Raw genomic sequence first — 16,538 nt, 5'->3', positions numbered from 1 at the left:
CGGGCATCACGTAACAACCGGCACGCGAGCAATTGCCTCCGTCATGCCCCAGCGCCGTCCGCCTCCGGCTGCGCCGGCGTCCCATCCTCGCGCAGCCACACGGTGAATTCAGCCCCCTGCCCCACCGTGCTCTCCACCGTAATCCGCCCACCGTACCGCTCCACCAGCGCATAACTGATGGACAAACCCAGGCCGGTCCCCATCTGCTTCCTGGTCGTGAAAAACGGATTGAACAGGTTGGGCAGGTCCTCTTCCCGGATGCCATGGCCGGTGTCGCGCACATGCAGCGTCACGCCCTGCGCCGCCCAATCGCGCGTGCCGAGCGTAAGGGTGCCGCCCTCGGGCATGGCGAGGATGGCATTGGTCAGCAGGTTGACCATCACCTGCTGCAGTTCGCTGCGGCTGATGCGCACTTGCCGCGTGGCCTGGCAGTCCAGCTCGACCCGGATCGCCGTGCCCTTCAGCATATGGCGGACCAGGTCGACGCAGCCCGCCGCGACTTCGCTTGTGTCCAGGCGCTCGATATGGCCGGCATAGGCCTCTGGCCGGACAAACTGCAGCAGCCGGTTGGTCAGTTGCTGGATGCGCCGCACCTGCTCGTCGATCAGCCGCAGTTCGTGGCGCACCGGTTCCGCGGCCGGGCCCAGGATCTCGCGCGCGACGTCGAGGTTGCCCTGGATCACGGCGATCGGGTTGTTGACTTCATGCGCCACGCCCGCCGTAAGCTGGCCCGCGACAGCAAGCTTTTCCGACGTGATCAGCTGCTGCCGGGCTTCGCGCAGCACGGCGTTCGACGCTTCCAGTTCGCGGGTGCGCTCGGCCACCTTGCGGTCGAGCGAGTCTGCCAGGTCGCTGAGTTCGGCATTGCGCTGCTGCAGGTCCGACAGCAGCTGGTCGAACTGGGCGGCAAGCTGGCCCAGCTCGTCCTCGCTGCCGACGGGGCCTACGCGCGCATCGGCATCGCCGGCCCTGAGCGCGCGCATGGTGCCGACCATGCGCGTCATCGGCGCAAACACGCGCCTGGCCCATAGCAGCGAGAACAGCGCGCCCGCCACGGCCAGCAGCACGAACAGGCCAACCAGCACGCCCAGCGCCAGGTCCCTGGCCTGGCTGATCGGCCTGGCCAGGTAGCCCACGTACAGCATGCCGATGCGCTGGCCGCGGCTGTCGGCGATCGGCTCGTAGGCGCTCATGTACTTGTCGTTGACGACGAAGGCCAGGTCCAGCCATTTTTCGCCGCGCAGCAGCACCTGGTCGCGCACCTCGCGCGAAACCCGCGTGCCCAGCGCGCGCTCGCCATGGAACAGGCGCACGTTGGTGGCAATGCGTGTGTCGTCCAGGAACAGCGTTGCTGTGCCCTGGCTGCCGCCAGGCAGCGATTCCGGCTGGTAGACCAGCGCGTTGATCGTGTCGATAAAGCCGAGGTTGTGGTTCAGCAGCGTGCCGCCGTGCAGGATGGCCACCAGCTTGCCGGCTTCATCGACTACCGGCGCCGCCGCGTGCACGACCATGCCGCGGGTTTCCTCGGTGCGCCCGGTGGGCGCCGCATTGGCGGTGGGGCGCAGCACTACCTGGGCGCGCCGGGCAAGTTCGCCGGAGACGGCTGCCAGTTGCGCGGCGGACCACACATCGGTGGCGGCATCGGCACGCCCGGCGGCGGCGCTGGCGACCACGCGCCACGCGGCAGGCTCCGCTCCTGCGGACGCTGCCGCCGGCGCGGCAGCAAGCAGCCGCCCTTGCGGATCCAGCAACTGCAGGAAATCGAGTCCGTGCGTGCGCCGCGCGTCGGCCAGGATGGCTGGCATGGCGCTGGTGCGCCGAAGCCCCTCGGCCAGCGCATGCGACCTGGCCTCCTGCAGGATCCGGTCCTGCACGCCGCCGACCATATGCCCAAAGTACTCGTGGGCGACCAGCAGGTCGCTGTTGACCTTGTAGGCCAGCAGCGCCTGGAACACGCGATCGCCCCAAAACGCCATCAACAGCAGCAGCGCCACCAGCGCCACCAGCAGCGGCGCGATCACGATGGAAACGAGCTTGGCACGCAGCGACGCGCGATAGCGACGCAGCAGCGTGGCCGGCCCGGCCGCGTGAGCGGGATTCAAGGACGCAGGCCCCACTGCAGGCACTTGCGGTCCAGCGTGCGGCGCGAGATCCCCAGCCGGCGCGCCGCTTCCACGCGGTTGCCGCCTTCCGCGGCGAGCACCTGCAGGATATGCCGCCGCTCCACCGATTCCAGCAGCGTGGCATCGTCGGCCGGCGCGGCCGCTTCGTCATCGACCGCTTGGCCGTGAACCGCTTCTGGCTGACCCGGCTGCGCCAGCAGCTCGACCGGGTATTCGCCCAGGATCAATGCCCGCTCCACCAGGTTGCGCAGCTCGCGCGCATTGCCCGGCCAGTCATAGGCCCTGAGCAGGCGCACCAGCGACGGCGACAGCGGCACCGCCGGCAAGCCCAGCTGGGCGGACAGCTGCTCCGAGAAATGCTCGGCCAGCGGCACGATGTCTTCCGGCCGCGCGCGCAGCGGCGGGATCGCGACCGACACCACGTCGAGCCGGTAGTACAGGTCCTGGCGGAAGCGCCCGGCCGCCACCTCATTGGCCAGGTTGCGGTTGCAGGCCGCGACGATGCGCACGTCCACGGCGATCTCGCGCTCGGTGCCAAGCGGGCGGATGCGGCGGTCTTCGAGCACGCGCAGCAGCTTGGCCTGCATCGCCAGCGGCAGTTCCGAGATCTCGTCCAGGAACAGCGTGCCACCGTCGGCATAGAGAAACAGGCCATGGCGCGCCCCGGCCGCGCCGGTGAAAGCACCCTTGGCGTGGCCGAACAATTCGCTTTCGATGATCTCGGGCGCCATCGCGCCGCAGTTCAGCGGCACGAACTGGCCCTGCCGCCCGCTCAGGCGGTGCAGCTCGCGCGCCACCACTTCCTTGCCGGTGCCGGATTCGCCCGTCACCAGCACCGTCGACGGCATCGGCGCCACCCGCGCCACCAGCGCCATCACCTTCTTCATGGCGCCGGACTCGCCGATGAAGTGCTTGTGGAAGGTGTACTTGTCCAGCTCGCGGCGCAGCAGGTAGTTCTCGCGCGTGAGGCGGGTGCGGTCGAAGCAGCGCCGGATGGCGTTGAGCATCTGGTCGACGCGGAACGGCTTGACGATAAAGTCCGCCGCACCGGAGCGCAGCGCGGCGATGGCCGTCTCCATATCGGCGAAGGCGGTCATCAGGATGACATCGGCGGGGTTACCCGCCGCGCGCAGGGCCTTCAGCCATTCGACCCCGCTGGCACCGGGCAGCGCCACGTCCAGCAGGATCAGGTCGAAATGGCGTTGCTCGAGCAGCGCCGCGCCGGCTTCGGCGCTGTCGGCGGTCACCACGCTGTCGACCTTGCCTTCCAGCGCCCGGGACAGGAACGAGCGCATGCCGGCCTCGTCGTCCACCACCAGGATGGCGCGGCGCTGCCAGTTGTCGGCTTCGGCCGGGTTGCTTTGTCGTTCGCTCATCACTTTGGCTATTGCGGTGGCAGAAGCAGAGTCTAGCGATAGTCGGCTCAGCGGCTGTATTGGGAGTTAAACCGAGCCGTCCGCCGCAGCGCTGCCGCGCATGGACATTTTGGCCCGGGCAAGGGGGCGCCGCCCGGACATTTTGTCCAAGGCTGCGCGCCGGTGCCCGGCCCGCGCAGCGCAATCCGTTGACGGCAAAGGGAGGGCGCCCTGGGCACAGCTCTTGCTGAACGAGGTGCTCCAGCCCATCGCTCCACGCGCAAAAGAGGCTGCCACTTCCAGGTAGGAGACAACTTCATGGCATATCCCGCGCAAGCGCAGACGCCCTCGCAATCGTCGCAACAGCGGTCCCAGCAGGCGTCCTCGTCCCGGCCGACGTCGCGCCCTTCGCCCTTCTCCAAGGAGGCCATCATCGCCGGCCCGGGCTTCAACCGCTGGATGGTGCCGCCCGCCGCGCTGGCGGTGCACCTGTGCATCGGCCAGGCCTATGCCTTCTCGGTCTTCAACGAGCCGCTGACCCGCATCCTCGGCGTCACGCAGCCGGCACCGGGCGACTGGCAACTGACCACGCTGGGCTGGGTGTTCTCGCTGGCGATCTTCTTCCTTGGCATCTCGGCCGCCTTTGCCGGCAAGTGGCTGGAGAAGGTCGGGCCGCGCCGCACCATGTTCACGGCGGCGTGCTGCTTCGGCGGCGGCTTCCTGGTGTCGGCGCTGGGGATCTGGCTGCACCAGATCTGGCTGCTGTACCTGGGCTACGGCGTGCTGGGCGGGATCGGGCTGGGGCTGGGCTACGTGTCGCCGGTCTCCACGCTGATCCGCTGGTTCCCGGACCGCCGCGGCATGGCTACCGGGCTGGCGATCATGGGCTTCGGCGGCGGCGCGATGATCGGCGCGCCGCTGTCGGTCGCGCTGATGAACACGTTCAAGAGCGCGACCAGCGCGGGCGTGGCGCAGACCTTCCTGGTCATGGGCGTGGTCTACTTCATCTCGATGTCGATCGGCGCACTGGCCATTCGCATCCCCGCGCCCGGCTGGGCGCCGCCCGGGTATGTGCCCACCGCCAAGGCGGGCAAGATGGTCACGCACGCCCACGTGCATATCGACCAGGCACTGAAGACGCCGCAGTTCTACCTGCTCTGGCTGATCCTGTTCCTGAACATCACCGCCGGCATCGGCGTGCTGGGCCAGGCCGCGGTGATGATCCAGGAAACGTTCAAGGGCGCCATCACGGCCGCGGCCGCCGCCGGCTTCGTGGGCCTGCTCAGCATCGGCAACATGACGGGGCGCTTCCTGTGGAGCTCCGCCAGCGACTACTTCGGCCGCAAGCTGACCTACGCCATCTTCTTTGCCTTCGGCGCCGCGCTGTACATGGCCGTTCCGGCCGTCGGCGCGTCCGGCAACGTGGCCATGTTCGTGGTCTGCTACTTCCTGATCCTGACCATGTATGGCGGCGGCTTCAGCACCATTCCCGCCTATCTGGCCGACATGTTCGGCACGGCCTACGTCGGCGGCATCCATGGCCGCCTGCTGACCGCGTGGGCCGCCGCAGGCATTGCCGGGCCGGCACTGGTCAACTACATCCGCGAGCACAAGCTGGCCATGGGCGTGCCCAGGTCGGAGGTCTATGTCGACACCCTGCACATCATGGCCGGCCTGCTGGTAGTGGGCTTCGTCTGCAACCTGCTGATCCGGCCGGTGCATGAGCGCCACCACCTGCGCGAAGTGGCCAGGGCAGCCTGAGCGCCATCCCCGCCCCGAATACCAGGACACAGGAGACACCACCATGCAAGACGACCGGACTTTCGGCAAGACCCTGTTGCTGCTCGCGTTCTGGGCCTATGTGCTGATCCCGCTGGGTGCAGGCATCTGGTCGACCCTCGGCAAGGCCATGAAGCTGTTCACCTGAGCGCCCGCGCCGGGCGTCCGCTGCATCACGACCCGTCACTGCAGCGGCCGCCCGCGCCGGCCCTGCAGCGGGTGCCGGATCGTCGATGCGACGGGGTCCATCCATGACTGTGATCCTGCGCAAACGCGCGATCTGTATCTGCCTTGCAGCGACGCAAAAGCGCGTCTTCGGGCTCTGTGAACTGAGCTTGAGCGGTTCCCCAAGAACTGTATCCCTCTCGGACAACCTGTAGTCCCTACGCTTGTTCATAGCGTCGCCCGACACGCCGTCGTGCCGGCGGCAACCCCTCGGAGAGCACATCGATGCACGGACTCACTGCCCTGGAACTCGCCCGGATCCAGTTCGGATTCACGGTTTCCTTTCACATCCTATTTCCCGCCATCACGATCGGGCTGGCCTGTTTCCTGGCATTCCTGGAAGCACGCTGGCTCTACACCCAGGACACGGTGTACCGGACCCTGTACCAGTTCTGGATCAAGATCTTCGCCCTGAACTTCGGCATGGGGGTCGTTTCCGGCCTGGTCATGGCCTATGAGTTCGGTACCAACTGGTCCGGCTTCTCGCAGTTTGCCGGGGGCGTCACCGGGCCGTTGCTGACCTACGAGGTGCTGACCGCCTTCTTCCTGGAAGCGGGCTTCCTTGGCGTGATGCTGTTCGGCTGGAACCGCGTCGGGCCGGGGCTGCATTTCTTCGCCACGGTGATGGTGGCGCTCGGCACCATGATCTCCTCCACCTGGATCCTGGCGTCCAACAGCTGGATGCATACGCCCGCCGGCTACGTCGTCGTGGCCGGCAAGGTGGTGCCGACCGACTGGCTCGAGGTGATCTTCAACCCGTCGTTCCCCTACCGCCTGACGCACATGGTCATCGCCGCGCTGCTGTCGACCGCATTGTTCGTGGCGGCGGCATCAGCCTGGCAACTGCTGCATGAGCGCGCCGTACCCGCCGCCCGCAAGATGCTGTCGATGGCGCTGTGGATGGTGCTGATCGCGGCGCCCATCCAGGCGGTGGTGGGTGACGCCCACGGCCTGAACACGCTGGAGCACCAGCCCGCCAAGATCGCGGCGATGGAAGGGCACTGGAATACCGCCGGCAAGGATGACAAGGGCGGCTTCCCTCTGATCGTCTTTGGCATCCCCGACATGGAGCGCGAGGAAACCCGCTACGCCATCGAGATCCCGCGCCTGGGCAGCCTGATCCTGACGCACAGCCTTGACGGCCAGATCCGTGGCCTGAAGGACTTCCCCAGGGAAGACCGCCCCAATGCCACGGTGCTGTTCTTCACCTTCCGCGCCATGGTTGGCCTGGGCGTGGCGATGATCCTGTTCGGCCTGCTGGGTTGGGTACTGCGCCGCAACGGCGCGCTGTACCGGTCCAGGGCTTTCCTGCGCCTTGCCGTGCTGATGGGCCCCGCCGGCCTGATCGCGCTGCTGGCCGGCTGGATGACCACCGAGATCGGCCGCCAGCCGTGGGTGGTCTATGGACTGCTGCGCACCCATGACGCCGTTTCCGCCCATGCGGCCGGACCAGTGGCGCTGTCGCTGGCGCTGTTCGTGGTGATCTACTTCGTCTGCTTCGGCGTGGGCATCCGCTACATGCTCAAGCTGGCCAGCGCCGGCCCCGCCCCCGATGCGCATCCGCTCGACGAGCCGTCCTACGGCCCCGGCAGCGTCGTTCCCGCCGCCATCGCCGCGGCTTCCGCACCCCACGCGATGGCCCGCCACGGCCGCCGCGAATCCTGAACAGGTGATCGACATGGGTATCAACCTTCCCGTTATCTGGGCCGCCCTGATCTTCTTCGGCGTGATGATGTACGTCATCATGGATGGATTCGATCTTGGCATCGGCATCCTCTTTCCCTTCGTCGGCGACCGCCATGACCGCGACGTCATGATGAACACGGTGGCGCCGGTCTGGGACGGCAACGAAACCTGGCTGGTGCTGGGCGGCGCGGCGCTGCTGTGCGCCTTCCCGCTGGCCTACTCGGTGCTGCTCACCGCGTTCTACCTGCCGCTGATGTTCATGCTGATGGGGCTGATCTTCCGCGGCGTGGCCTTCGAGTTCCGCTTCAAGGCCAGCGACCGCAGCCGCCCCTGGTGGGACGCCGCGTTCACGTGGGGCTCGGTGGTCGCGGCCTTCTTCCAGGGCGTGACGCTGGGCGCCTATATCGACGGCATCGCCATGGAAGGCACCACCTTCACCGGCGGCGCGCTCGACTGGCTGGCGCCGTTCCCGGTCTTCTGCGGCGTGGGCGTGGTGATCACCTACGCCTTCCTCGGGGTCACCTGGCTCATCATGAAGACCGAAGGCCGGCTGCAATGGACCATGCTGCGCGTGACCAACGTGCTGACCGGCGTGATGCTGGCGATGGTCGCCGCGGTCAGCGTGTGGACGCCGCTGACCCATCCGGAGATCGCGCAGCGCTGGTTCGCGCTGCCCAACCTGTTCTTCTTCCTGCCGGTGCCGCTGCTGGTGCTGTGCTCGGCCTTCGGCATCTACCGGTCCCTGCGCAAGCACCCGAACGTGTCGCCGTTCCTGTATGCGCTGCTGATGATCTTCATGGGCTATACCGGGCTGGCCATCAGCATCTGGCCCAACATCATCCCGCCGTCGATCTCGATCTTCGATGCGTCGTCGCCCCCGCAAAGCCAGGGCTTCGCGCTGGTCGGCACGCTGTTCATCGTGCCGATCATCCTGGCCTACACGGCCTGGTCCTATTACGTGTTCCGCGGCAAGGTCAAGCGCGGGGAGGGGTACCACTGATGGCCAGGATCCTGCATTCGCGGCTGGCGGCGCGGCTGGGCTGGCTGCTGGCCCTGTGGCTGGCGGGGGTCGGCACGGTCTTCGTCTGCTCCAGCCTGATGAAGCTGCTGATGCGCGCAGCCGGACTTGCCAGCTGAAGCCATGCCCGCGTCCAGCCCACTCTCCCGCCCTGCGCTGCCTGCCCGCACCGCCAGCGTGTTCGACACGCTCGCGTCAGCCTGGGCGGGACGCGCCGACCTTGCCCCGTGGCTGCATTCGCTGAAGGTATTCGGCGCGGCCATGCTGGCGCTCTACGTGGCGCTGGCCCTCGGGCTGCCGCGGCCCTACTGGGCCATGGCCACCGTCTACCTGGTGTCCAGCCCGCTGGCCGGCGCCACCCATGCCAAGGGCACCTACCGGGTTGTCGGCACGCTGCTGGGCGCCGTGTGCGCGGTGGCGCTGGTGCCCTGGCTGGTCGACGAGCCCGTGCTGCTGATGGCGGCGATCGCGTGCTGGACCGGCACCCTGCTCTACCTGTCCTTGCTGGAACCGGCGCCGCGCAACTACATCTGCCTGCTGGCCGCCTATACGCTGCCGATCGTGGCGCTGCCAACGGTCACCAACCCGGCGACGGTCTTCGACGTGGCGCTCACCCGCATCGAGGAAATCGTCATCGGCATCGTCTGCGCCAGCGTGGTCAGCGCGCTGGTCTTCCCCTCGCGCACCACGCCGGCGCTGGCCGCGCGCGCGTCGGCTTGGCTGGGGCACGCCTCGCGCTGGATCACCGACGTGCTGGCCGCCGGAGCCAACGCGGGCCAGCGCCACGACAGTTTCAGCCTGCTGGCCGCCGATATCCTGGCAATGGAAACCCAGCTGGCCCAACTGACCTATGAATCCGACGGCGCGCCGACCCTGCGGCGAGCGCGGGCCCTGCACCAGCGCATGACGGCCCTGCTGCCGCTGGTACTCGCGCTTGCCGATGCCGCCGGCGCCTTGCGCCGGCATCCCGCGGGCATGCCCGACACCGTCGCGCAGCGCATGCGCGCCACGCTGGCATGGATCGGCGGCGACGCAGGCGCGTCCCGGCCCCCGCCTTCCTGGTACCCGGCAGGCACCACGCCGGCCGCACCCGCGGACTGGCATGCAAGGCTGGTCGCGGCCACCTGCACCTACCTGGATGCGCTGGCCGATCTCTGGCAAGACTGCCGCCTGCTGCAGGCCAGCCTGCGCCAGGGCGGAAGCGAGCCCACCGCGCTGCGCTACCGCGTGGAGCCCGCCGGGCAGGCCCGGCACCATGATCACGCGCAGCTGTTGTTCCGCGGCGCCACCGCCGGCTCGGCCACCTTTGTCGCGGGCCTGCTGTGGATGGTGTCGGGCTGGGTCGACGGCGCCGGCCCGGTTGGCCTGGCCGCGCTTGCCAGCTGCTTTATCGCCACCACCGCTGAGCCGCGGCTGATGGCCGGCCGGGTGATCGCGTGGAGCATCGGCTGTGCGCTGCTGTCCTGGTACTACCAGTTCGTGGTGCTGCAGCTGGCCCATGACTTTGGCTCGCTTGCGGCCCTGCTGTTCGGCCCCTACCTGGTCATCGGCGCCATGACGACGCAGCCGCGCAATGCCCTGTTCGGCGTGTTGCTGGCCGTCACGGCGGCGTCGTTCCCGGGGCCGCAGCACCTGACCGGCGCCAGTTTCGCCGGCATCTTCAACAGCAGCCTGGCAAGCCTGGCGGCGCTGGTCTTCGCCGCCTTGTGGGCGGTCCTGATGCAGCCCTTCGGCCAGCAGCTGGTGGCATACCGGCTGGCCAGGGCCAACTGGAACGAGATCGCGCTGGCGGCGCACCCGCGCGCGCCGGTCAACAGCGCCCGGCTGCGCGGCCGCATGCTGGACCGGCTGCTGCGCCAGTGGCCGCCGTTGACCCGCCGCAACAATGCCAGCGGCAGGCAGGCAGGCAGCGCCGTTGCCGACTTCCTGGCCGAATCCGCCGCGCTCACGCTGCGGCGCGCCCCGGCCGGCGTGCCCGCGCCGCGCCGCCGTGCCGTCGAGCGCGTGCTGGCTGGCGTGGCGCGCCACTACCGCCGGTGCGCGCGCGCCGGCCATGCCATGACGCCCGCGCCGGCGCTGGCCGCACAGATCGACGCGGCCTTCGCGGCGCTGGCCACGACGGCTTATGGCAGCCCGCGCACCGCGCTGGCGGCACTGGCCACCTTGCGGCAGGCCCTGTATCCGCATACGGAAGGAGAGCCCCATGCACGCCACTGAGTTCGACCTGTATGGCGTATTCGTGCCGGCCACCGTGGTGTGGATGCTGGCCGCTTTCGCGGTGACCGCGGGTGTGCGCGCCGTGCTCGCCCGGATCGGCTTCTACCGCATCGTGTGGCACCGGTCCTTGTTCAATTTCTCGCTCTATATCCTCGTACTGGGCGCGATCGTCGCGCTCGTCTGGCAGGCTCCATCATGATTCGCAAGCTTTCGCTGTTCGGCCCCGTTGCGGTGACCTTCGCGGCCGTGGCCGCCGCGGCGCTGACCGCCTGGCATTTGTGGCAGTACTACACCGCGGCGCCCTGGACCCGCGACGGCCATGTGCGCGCGGAAGTGATCCAGGTCGCGCCGGATGTCTCCGGCCTGGTCACGGCCGTGTTCGTCGGCGACAACGCCCGGGTACAACGGGGCCAGGTCCTGTTCGTGGTGGATCAGGACCGCTTCAGCCTGGCCCTGAAACAAGCGCAGGCCGAGGCCGCGTCGGCGCGCGCCGCGCTGGCACTGGGCCGGCGCCAGGCGGCGAACGTGGCCGGCCTGGCCGCCGCGCAGGCGCGCATCGACGAAGCCGATGCCGCGGTCGACGTGGCCAGGCTGAACCTGGCCCGCTGCCGCGTGACCAGCCCGGTCGACGGCCATGCCAGCGACCGCCTGCCGCGCGCCGGCGACTTTGCCACCCGCGGCAAGCCGGCCCTGTCGGTGGTGGCCAGCGGCTCGCAATACGTGGAGGGCTATTTCGAGGAAACCAAGCTGCCCGCGATCCGCGTCGGCAGCGCCGCCGAAGTGCACATCATGGGCCAGCGCACCCCCTTGCGCGGACATGTGCAGAGCATTGCGCCCGGCATCGAGGACCAGGACCGCGCCATCGGGCCAAACATGCTCCCCAGCGTCAACCCGACCTTCAACTGGGTGCGCCTGGCGCAGCGCATACCGGTGCGCATCGCGCTGGACCAGGTGCCGGCGGAGGTACCCCTGATCGCCGGCCAGACCGCCACGGTCCGCATCCGGGCGCCGCGCGAATGAGGCCGGGCGGACGCGGGCCGAACTGTTCTGCTTGCGCGCCTGCCGATGTGTATCCCTGCGGGACGGCCATCGGTCCCTACCATGGGTGGCATGGCATGCGCCATGCCCTACCCCATTGCCCCAGGGAGATTCGCCATGCAAGCAGCGCTTGTGCAAGCAGTGCCCGCCGCCCGCGGTTCTGAGGCGCCCGAGCCGGACCAGGCATCGGCCGCCTGCCGGGACCAGCTGGGACGTCCGCTGCGCGACCTGCGCCTGTCGGTGATCGACCAGTGCAACTTCCGCTGCACCTACTGCATGCCCAAGGAGCGCTTCGGGCGCGACTATCCGTTCCTGTCCCCCGAGCAACGCCTGTCCGATGCCGAACTGCTGCGCATCGTGCGCGCCTTTGTCAGCCTGGGCGTGGAGAAGGTGCGCCTGACCGGCGGCGAGCCGCTGCTGCGCAAGGGCATCGAGTCGCTGGTCGAGCGCATTGCGGCCATGCGCACCCTGGACGGACGGCACGTGGAAGTGGCCATGACCACCAACGGCAGCCTGCTCGCCCGCAAGGCGCGCCCGCTGCGCGACGCGGGCCTGGGCCGGGTCACGGTCAGCCTCGACAGCCTCGACGACGGCATCTTCCGCGCCATGAACGATGTGGATTTCCCGGTCGGCCGCGTGCTGGAGGGCATCGACGCGGCGTGCGCCGCGGGCCTGGCACCGGTCAAGGTCAACTGCGTGGTCGAGCGCGGCACCAACGAGGCGCAGGTGCTGCCGCTGATGGAGCATTTCCGCGGCAGCGGCGTGGTGCTGCGCTTTATCGAATATATGGATGTCGAAGGCCCGAGCGGCTGGTCGCAGTCGCGCGTCGTCCCCTCCGACGAGATCCGCGGCATGGTCGAACGCGCCCATGCGCTGCTGCCGCTCGCCAGGCGCGACGGCGAAACCGCCAGCAACTACCTGCTGGCGGACGGCAGCCTGAAGCTGGGCTTTATCTCCAGCGTGTCGCACCCGTTCTGCGGCGATTGCACCCGCGCGCGCGTTTCCGTCGATGGCCGGCTCCACCTGTGCCTGTTCGCCACCAGCTCGGTCGACCTGCGCCAGTACCTGGACGCCGCCCGCCCGGATGAAGCCGTGGCGGATGCGGTCCGGCAAGCGTGGCAGTCCCGCGGCAACCGCTACTCAGAACTGCGCGCGGAGCGGTTGGCCAGCGGCAAGCGGCAGTACCCGACGGTGCGCATGTCGCTGGTCGGGGGCTGAGCCGCGGGCGCGGCTCCCGGTCACTCAGTCAGGATCCGGGAAAGCCTGCGCGGCAAGCTCCGCGCCGGCTGGCGTCAGGCTCGCGTGTCCGCGGCCGTCCTCGTCGATCGCCACGTCGGCCAGTCCGGCGGCCTGCAGCTGCGTCAGCACGCGCCGCAGCACGCTCATCGGCAGCTGCGACCGCTTCGCCAGCCTGGCGAGCGACCAGGCGCTGCTGCCACCCCCGCGCCCGGCCTGCCACAGGACCTGGAGCGCCGCGACGATAGCGGGATCGATATCGGCGTTTTCCATCTAGCGCTCCTCCTCGCCCGGCTCGCGGCTGCGCGCCAGCAGGTGCTGCGCGATCTTGCCCAGCGTCTGCACGGCGGACTCGATGCCGGGTGACCATTCGCCACTGTAGTTAAGCCGGATGCAATGGCGGTAAGTGGCCCCGGGCGCGAACATATGGCCCGGCGCCACGGTGATGCGGTGCTCCAACGCGGCGTGGTACATCTCCATCGCGTCGATGCCTTCCGGCAGCTGCACCCACAGCACATAGCCCCCCGCCGGCCGCGACGTGGTGGTGCCGTCCGGGAAGAACCTGCGCACCGCGGCGGCCATGATGCTGGCCTGCTGCGCATAGGCCTTGCGCACCCGCCGCAGGTGGAAGTCGTAGCCGTCGTTCTTCAGGAACTCGGCAATCGCCAGTTGCGGGATGGCGGGCGTGGTCAGCGTGTTGAGGAACTTGAGCCGCTCCACCGCCCCGCGGTAGCGGCCTGGCAGTGCCCAGCCGATGCGGTAGGCATTGGTCAGCGTCTTGGAGAAGGACGAGCAATGCAGCACGATGCCGGCCTTGTCATAAGCCTTCAATGAACTGGGATGGGCCTCGCCGTAATAGAGCTCGCCGTAGACGTCGTTCTCGATGACGGGGATGTCCTTCCCGGTCAGCATCGCCACCAGTGCGCGCTTCTTTTCATCGGGCATCTGGAAGCCAAGCGGGTTCTGGAAGTTGGGCATCACCATGCAGGCGGCCACGCCCTTTTCGTCGATCAGCCGCGCCAGCGCGTCGATATCGATACCCTCCGCCGGATCGGTCGCGACCTCGATGGCGCGCATGCCCAGCCGTTCGATGGCATGGAGCATGGCGTAGTAGGTTGGTGACTCCACCGCGATGGTGTCGCCCGGCCTGGCCACCGCCTGCAGGCAGAGGTTGATGGCCTCGGTCGCGCCGATGGTGACGATCACCTCGTTCGGATCGATGGCGTAGCCGTTCTCCAGGTAGCGGCGCGAAATCTGCCGGATCAGCTCGGGGCTGCCGGGCGGCAGGTCGTCGAGCATGGTCCACTTGGCATAGCGGCGCGCGATATTGTTGGCGTACTGGTTGATGCGCTGCCAAGGAAACAGCGCAGGGTCCGGATAGGGCGAGCCGAGCGGCACGGCGTCGTCGGACCGGATCGAACGCAGCGTGGAAAGCACCAGCGCGCTGACATCCACCGCCGAGGGCTTGGCGCTGGGCCTGGACGGGCGCAGCTCGAACACGGGCTCGCCCGGCCGCGCGCGCACGAAGTAGCCGGACTGTGGCCGGCTTTCGATGATGCCGCGGCTCTCCAGCATGACGTAGGCCCGGATCACCGTGGTAATGCTCATGCGGTGGTGCTGGCTGGTCTGCCGCACCGAGGGAATCCGCTCGCCGGGCAGCAGCACCCCCTGCTGCACCAATGCCTCGATATCCGCAGCCAGCTTTTCATAGAGTTTCACGCTGCGCTCCCCTTCCCTTGTCCCTTGCGCCCGGCCGGTGCCTGTTTCGGCCCCGTCGCCGGGCCGCCGTCAGCTGAGCCAACGATGAAGATCATAGTACGGCAGGGGCACATTCTGGAGATGTCCGGCACATTGCGGTTCCACCCGCACAAAGCCGCTGGCCTGGCCGAGCGCCGACACCGAGGCCGCGCCCTGTTGTGCATTGACCTGCACGAAACTTTCGCGGCCGCCGAGGGTGCCGATCTCGCCTACGCGCCAGAAGGCATCGCCACGGTGCGGGCGTGTGCCCGCCAGCGCAGCCCTGACCCGGCCTACCGGCGGGAACAGCTCCGCGCGCCCCTGCAGGCGGCGCAGCAGCGGCGTCACCAGCAGCGCGAAGGTGGCATAGGCCGCCGCCGGATTGCCGGGCAGGCACACCACCGGCTTGCCGCGCAGGCGCCCCACCGTGACCGGCTTGCCGGGCTTCATGTTGACGCCACGGCAAAGCAGCTCGCCGCCCGCCGAAGCCAGCGCCGCCGCGACCAGGTCGCGCTGGCCGACCGAGGCCCCGCCGGTGACCAGCACCAGGTCGGCATCGGCCGCCAGCTCCCGCAGCATGTCGTGCAAGGCGCGCTCGTCGTCCTGCACGTGGCGGTGGCAACTGACCACGGCGCCCATCGACTGCACCAGCGACTCGAGCATCGGGCCATTGACGTCATGCACCTGGTACACGTCGCGCGGCTCGTCGTGCGCCGCCACCTCGTCGCCCGAGGTCAGGATGGCGACCTCCACCAGCCGGCGGACCGTGGCCTCCGTCAGCCCCTGCGACGCCAGGGCGGCAATATGCCCCGCGTGCAGCAGGGTTCCGGCCGGCAGCAACAGGTCGCCCCGGCGGGCATCCTCGCCCTTGCGCCGGATATGCTGGCCCGCCACGGGCGCCCGCGCGCAGACGACGCCCCGATAGCTCTCTTCGGCATCCTCCAGCGCGACCACGGCATCGGCGCCGGGCGGGATCACGCCGCCGGTGTAGATGCGGATGGCATGGCCGGGCAACAGCGGCTGCGGCTGCGTGCCGGCGTAGACGACCTGCTGCAGCGGCAGGCAGGCGTCAGCGCGACCGTCTTCGCAGCGCACCGCATAGCCGTCCATGGCGCTGCGGTCCGCCGCGGGCGTATCCATGACCGCATCCACGTCACTGGCCAGCACGCGGCCGGTCAGCAGGCCCAGCCACACGGTTTCGGTCTGCGGCACGGGCTCCGCGCACATCGCGAAGACAGCCTGCGCCTCGTCAAAGTTCAGCATGTTGCGCCTCCGAGGGTGGCTTCCAATGCAGCGCCGGTGTAGTCGACATAGCCATCCTGGCGGCAGAAGCTGAGCAGGCGCAGACCGGCCTGCTCGGCAATGCGGATCGCCAGCGAGGTCGGCGCCGAGATCGTCGCCAGCATCTGGATATTCATGCGCGCCACCTTGCGCACCAGTTCATAGCTGGCGCGGCTCGACAGCAGCACGAAACCATCGTCCATCGCCACGCGCTGCATCGCCAGGTGGCCGATCAGCTTGTCCAGGCCGTTGTGGCGGCCCACATCCTCGAACACATGCAGGATCTCGCCGCCCGCATCGCACCATGCCGCGGCGTGGACGCCCCCGGTAGCCTGCATCAGGCGCTGGTGCGACGGCAGCGCCGCCACGGCGCGCTCGATCATCTCGCGCGACGGCGTCAGCCGGGCGGCCGGCTCGGGCATGCGCGCGGGCTGCAGGTCGAGCAGTTCGATGCTCTCGATGCCGCAGACGCCGCAGCCGGTGCGCCCGGCCAGCGCACGCCGGCGGGCCCGCATGGTGGCAAAGGCGTGCTCGCTGATCTCCATCTGCACCTCGGCGCTGTGCGGGCGCACGCGCACTTCCAGGTCGTGGATCTCCGCGTTGCGGGCGACGATGCCCTCGGTCAGCGAAAAGCCGACCGCGAACGCCTCCAGATCCAGCGGCGTGGCCATCATCACGGCGTGCGAGATGCCGTTGTACACCAGCGCCACCGGAAGTTCTTCCGCCACATTGTCCGTGGCCGGCTGCGCCACGCAGTGTTTGTGCCGCACGATGCTGCGTGCTTCATAGCCTGAGTGCTCAGCCAGTTCGGTGCATTCCATGGGGGTCTCTCGCAAAAGAACA

The 16,538-nt window shown here is 68.9% G+C and carries 15 protein-coding genes; 9 read left to right on the top strand and 6 right to left on the bottom strand.

The genetic code is table 11. The annotated features are described in order from the left end of the window. Positions 1-41 precede the first annotated feature (41 nt). Together ACZ5MJ_RS29635 and ACZ5MJ_RS29630 are read right to left on the bottom strand one after the other, a co-directional pair. Positions 42-2,102, bottom strand: a complete 2,061-nt coding sequence (locus tag ACZ5MJ_RS29635) for a sensor histidine kinase (protein ID WP_464224569.1) — start codon at positions 2,100-2,102, stop codon at positions 42-44. Then, complete coding sequence (locus tag ACZ5MJ_RS29630) at positions 2,099-3,499, bottom strand: sigma-54-dependent transcriptional regulator (RefSeq protein ID WP_464224568.1); 1,401 nt, start codon at positions 3,497-3,499, stop codon at positions 2,099-2,101. Before ACZ5MJ_RS29630 ends, ACZ5MJ_RS29635 begins: the two co-directional genes overlap by 4 nt. A gap of 297 nt (positions 3,500-3,796) precedes the next feature. Between ACZ5MJ_RS29630 and ACZ5MJ_RS29625 the strand changes: the two genes are divergently transcribed. From ACZ5MJ_RS29625 to moaA, 9 genes are all read left to right on the top strand, one after another. Next, positions 3,797-5,239 carry an L-lactate MFS transporter gene (locus ACZ5MJ_RS29625; protein ID WP_464224567.1) on the top strand — a complete coding sequence of 481 codons (1,443 nt, stop codon included), beginning with the start codon at positions 3,797-3,799 and terminating at the stop codon, positions 5,237-5,239. Between the two features lie 43 nt (positions 5,240-5,282). Then, a complete protein-coding gene (locus ACZ5MJ_RS29620; protein WP_272939552.1) occupies positions 5,283-5,405 on the top strand; it encodes an MFS transporter small subunit in 123 nt (40 codons plus the stop codon). A gap of 302 nt (positions 5,406-5,707) precedes the next feature. Beyond that, positions 5,708-7,147 (top strand): cytochrome ubiquinol oxidase subunit I, encoded by a 1,440-nt coding sequence (locus ACZ5MJ_RS29615; protein WP_464224565.1) that lies wholly within the window; start codon positions 5,708-5,710, stop codon positions 7,145-7,147. Positions 7,148-7,160: 13 nt separating this feature from the next. Further along, positions 7,161-8,168 (top strand): cytochrome d ubiquinol oxidase subunit II, encoded by a 1,008-nt coding sequence (gene cydB / locus ACZ5MJ_RS29610; protein WP_464224564.1) that lies wholly within the window; start codon positions 7,161-7,163, stop codon positions 8,166-8,168. Then, a complete protein-coding gene (locus ACZ5MJ_RS29605; protein WP_464224563.1) occupies positions 8,168-8,305 on the top strand; it encodes a DUF2474 family protein in 138 nt (45 codons plus the stop codon). Before cydB ends, ACZ5MJ_RS29605 begins: the two co-directional genes overlap by 1 nt. Before the next feature lie 4 nt (positions 8,306-8,309). Then, entirely contained in the window at positions 8,310-10,403 is a 2,094-nt protein-coding gene (locus tag ACZ5MJ_RS29600) for an FUSC family protein (protein ID WP_464224562.1), read from the top strand. Beyond that, positions 10,390-10,602 carry a DUF1656 domain-containing protein gene (locus ACZ5MJ_RS29595; RefSeq protein ID WP_018313632.1) on the top strand — a complete coding sequence of 71 codons (213 nt, stop codon included), beginning with the start codon at positions 10,390-10,392 and terminating at the stop codon, positions 10,600-10,602. The genes ACZ5MJ_RS29600 and ACZ5MJ_RS29595 overlap by 14 nt, the downstream gene beginning before the upstream one ends. Continuing rightward, the gene (locus ACZ5MJ_RS29590) at positions 10,599-11,423 is read left to right on the top strand and encodes an HlyD family secretion protein (RefSeq protein ID WP_464224561.1); all 825 of its coding nucleotides are present in this window, start codon (positions 10,599-10,601) and stop codon (positions 11,421-11,423) included. Before ACZ5MJ_RS29595 ends, ACZ5MJ_RS29590 begins: the two co-directional genes overlap by 4 nt. Before the next feature lie 135 nt (positions 11,424-11,558). After that, a complete protein-coding gene (gene moaA, locus ACZ5MJ_RS29585; protein WP_464224560.1) occupies positions 11,559-12,659 on the top strand; it encodes a GTP 3',8-cyclase MoaA in 1,101 nt (366 codons plus the stop codon). A 24-nt stretch (positions 12,660-12,683) separates the two neighbouring features. Here the strand turns inward: moaA and ACZ5MJ_RS29580 are convergent, their stop codons facing one another. From ACZ5MJ_RS29580 to fdhD, 4 genes are all read right to left on the bottom strand, one after another. Next, complete coding sequence (locus ACZ5MJ_RS29580; RefSeq protein ID WP_464224559.1) at positions 12,684-12,950, bottom strand: transcriptional regulator; 267 nt, start codon at positions 12,948-12,950, stop codon at positions 12,684-12,686. Then, the gene (locus tag ACZ5MJ_RS29575; RefSeq protein WP_464224558.1) at positions 12,951-14,396 is read right to left on the bottom strand and encodes an aminotransferase-like domain-containing protein; all 1,446 of its coding nucleotides are present in this window, start codon (positions 14,394-14,396) and stop codon (positions 12,951-12,953) included. 69 nt (positions 14,397-14,465) lie between these two features. Beyond that, a complete protein-coding gene (locus ACZ5MJ_RS29570) occupies positions 14,466-15,677 on the bottom strand; it encodes a molybdopterin molybdotransferase MoeA (RefSeq protein WP_464224557.1) in 1,212 nt (403 codons plus the stop codon). Beyond that, positions 15,671-16,516 (bottom strand): formate dehydrogenase accessory sulfurtransferase FdhD, encoded by an 846-nt coding sequence (fdhD, locus tag ACZ5MJ_RS29565; protein WP_464224556.1) that lies wholly within the window; start codon positions 16,514-16,516, stop codon positions 15,671-15,673. The genes ACZ5MJ_RS29570 and fdhD overlap by 7 nt, the downstream gene beginning before the upstream one ends. Positions 16,517-16,538: the final 22 nt, after the last annotated feature.

Source organism: Cupriavidus sp. LA-1 (genome assembly GCF_055385985.1).
Note: the sequence above shows the minus strand (reverse complement) of the source record. Positions and strands in the feature narration are given on the sequence as shown.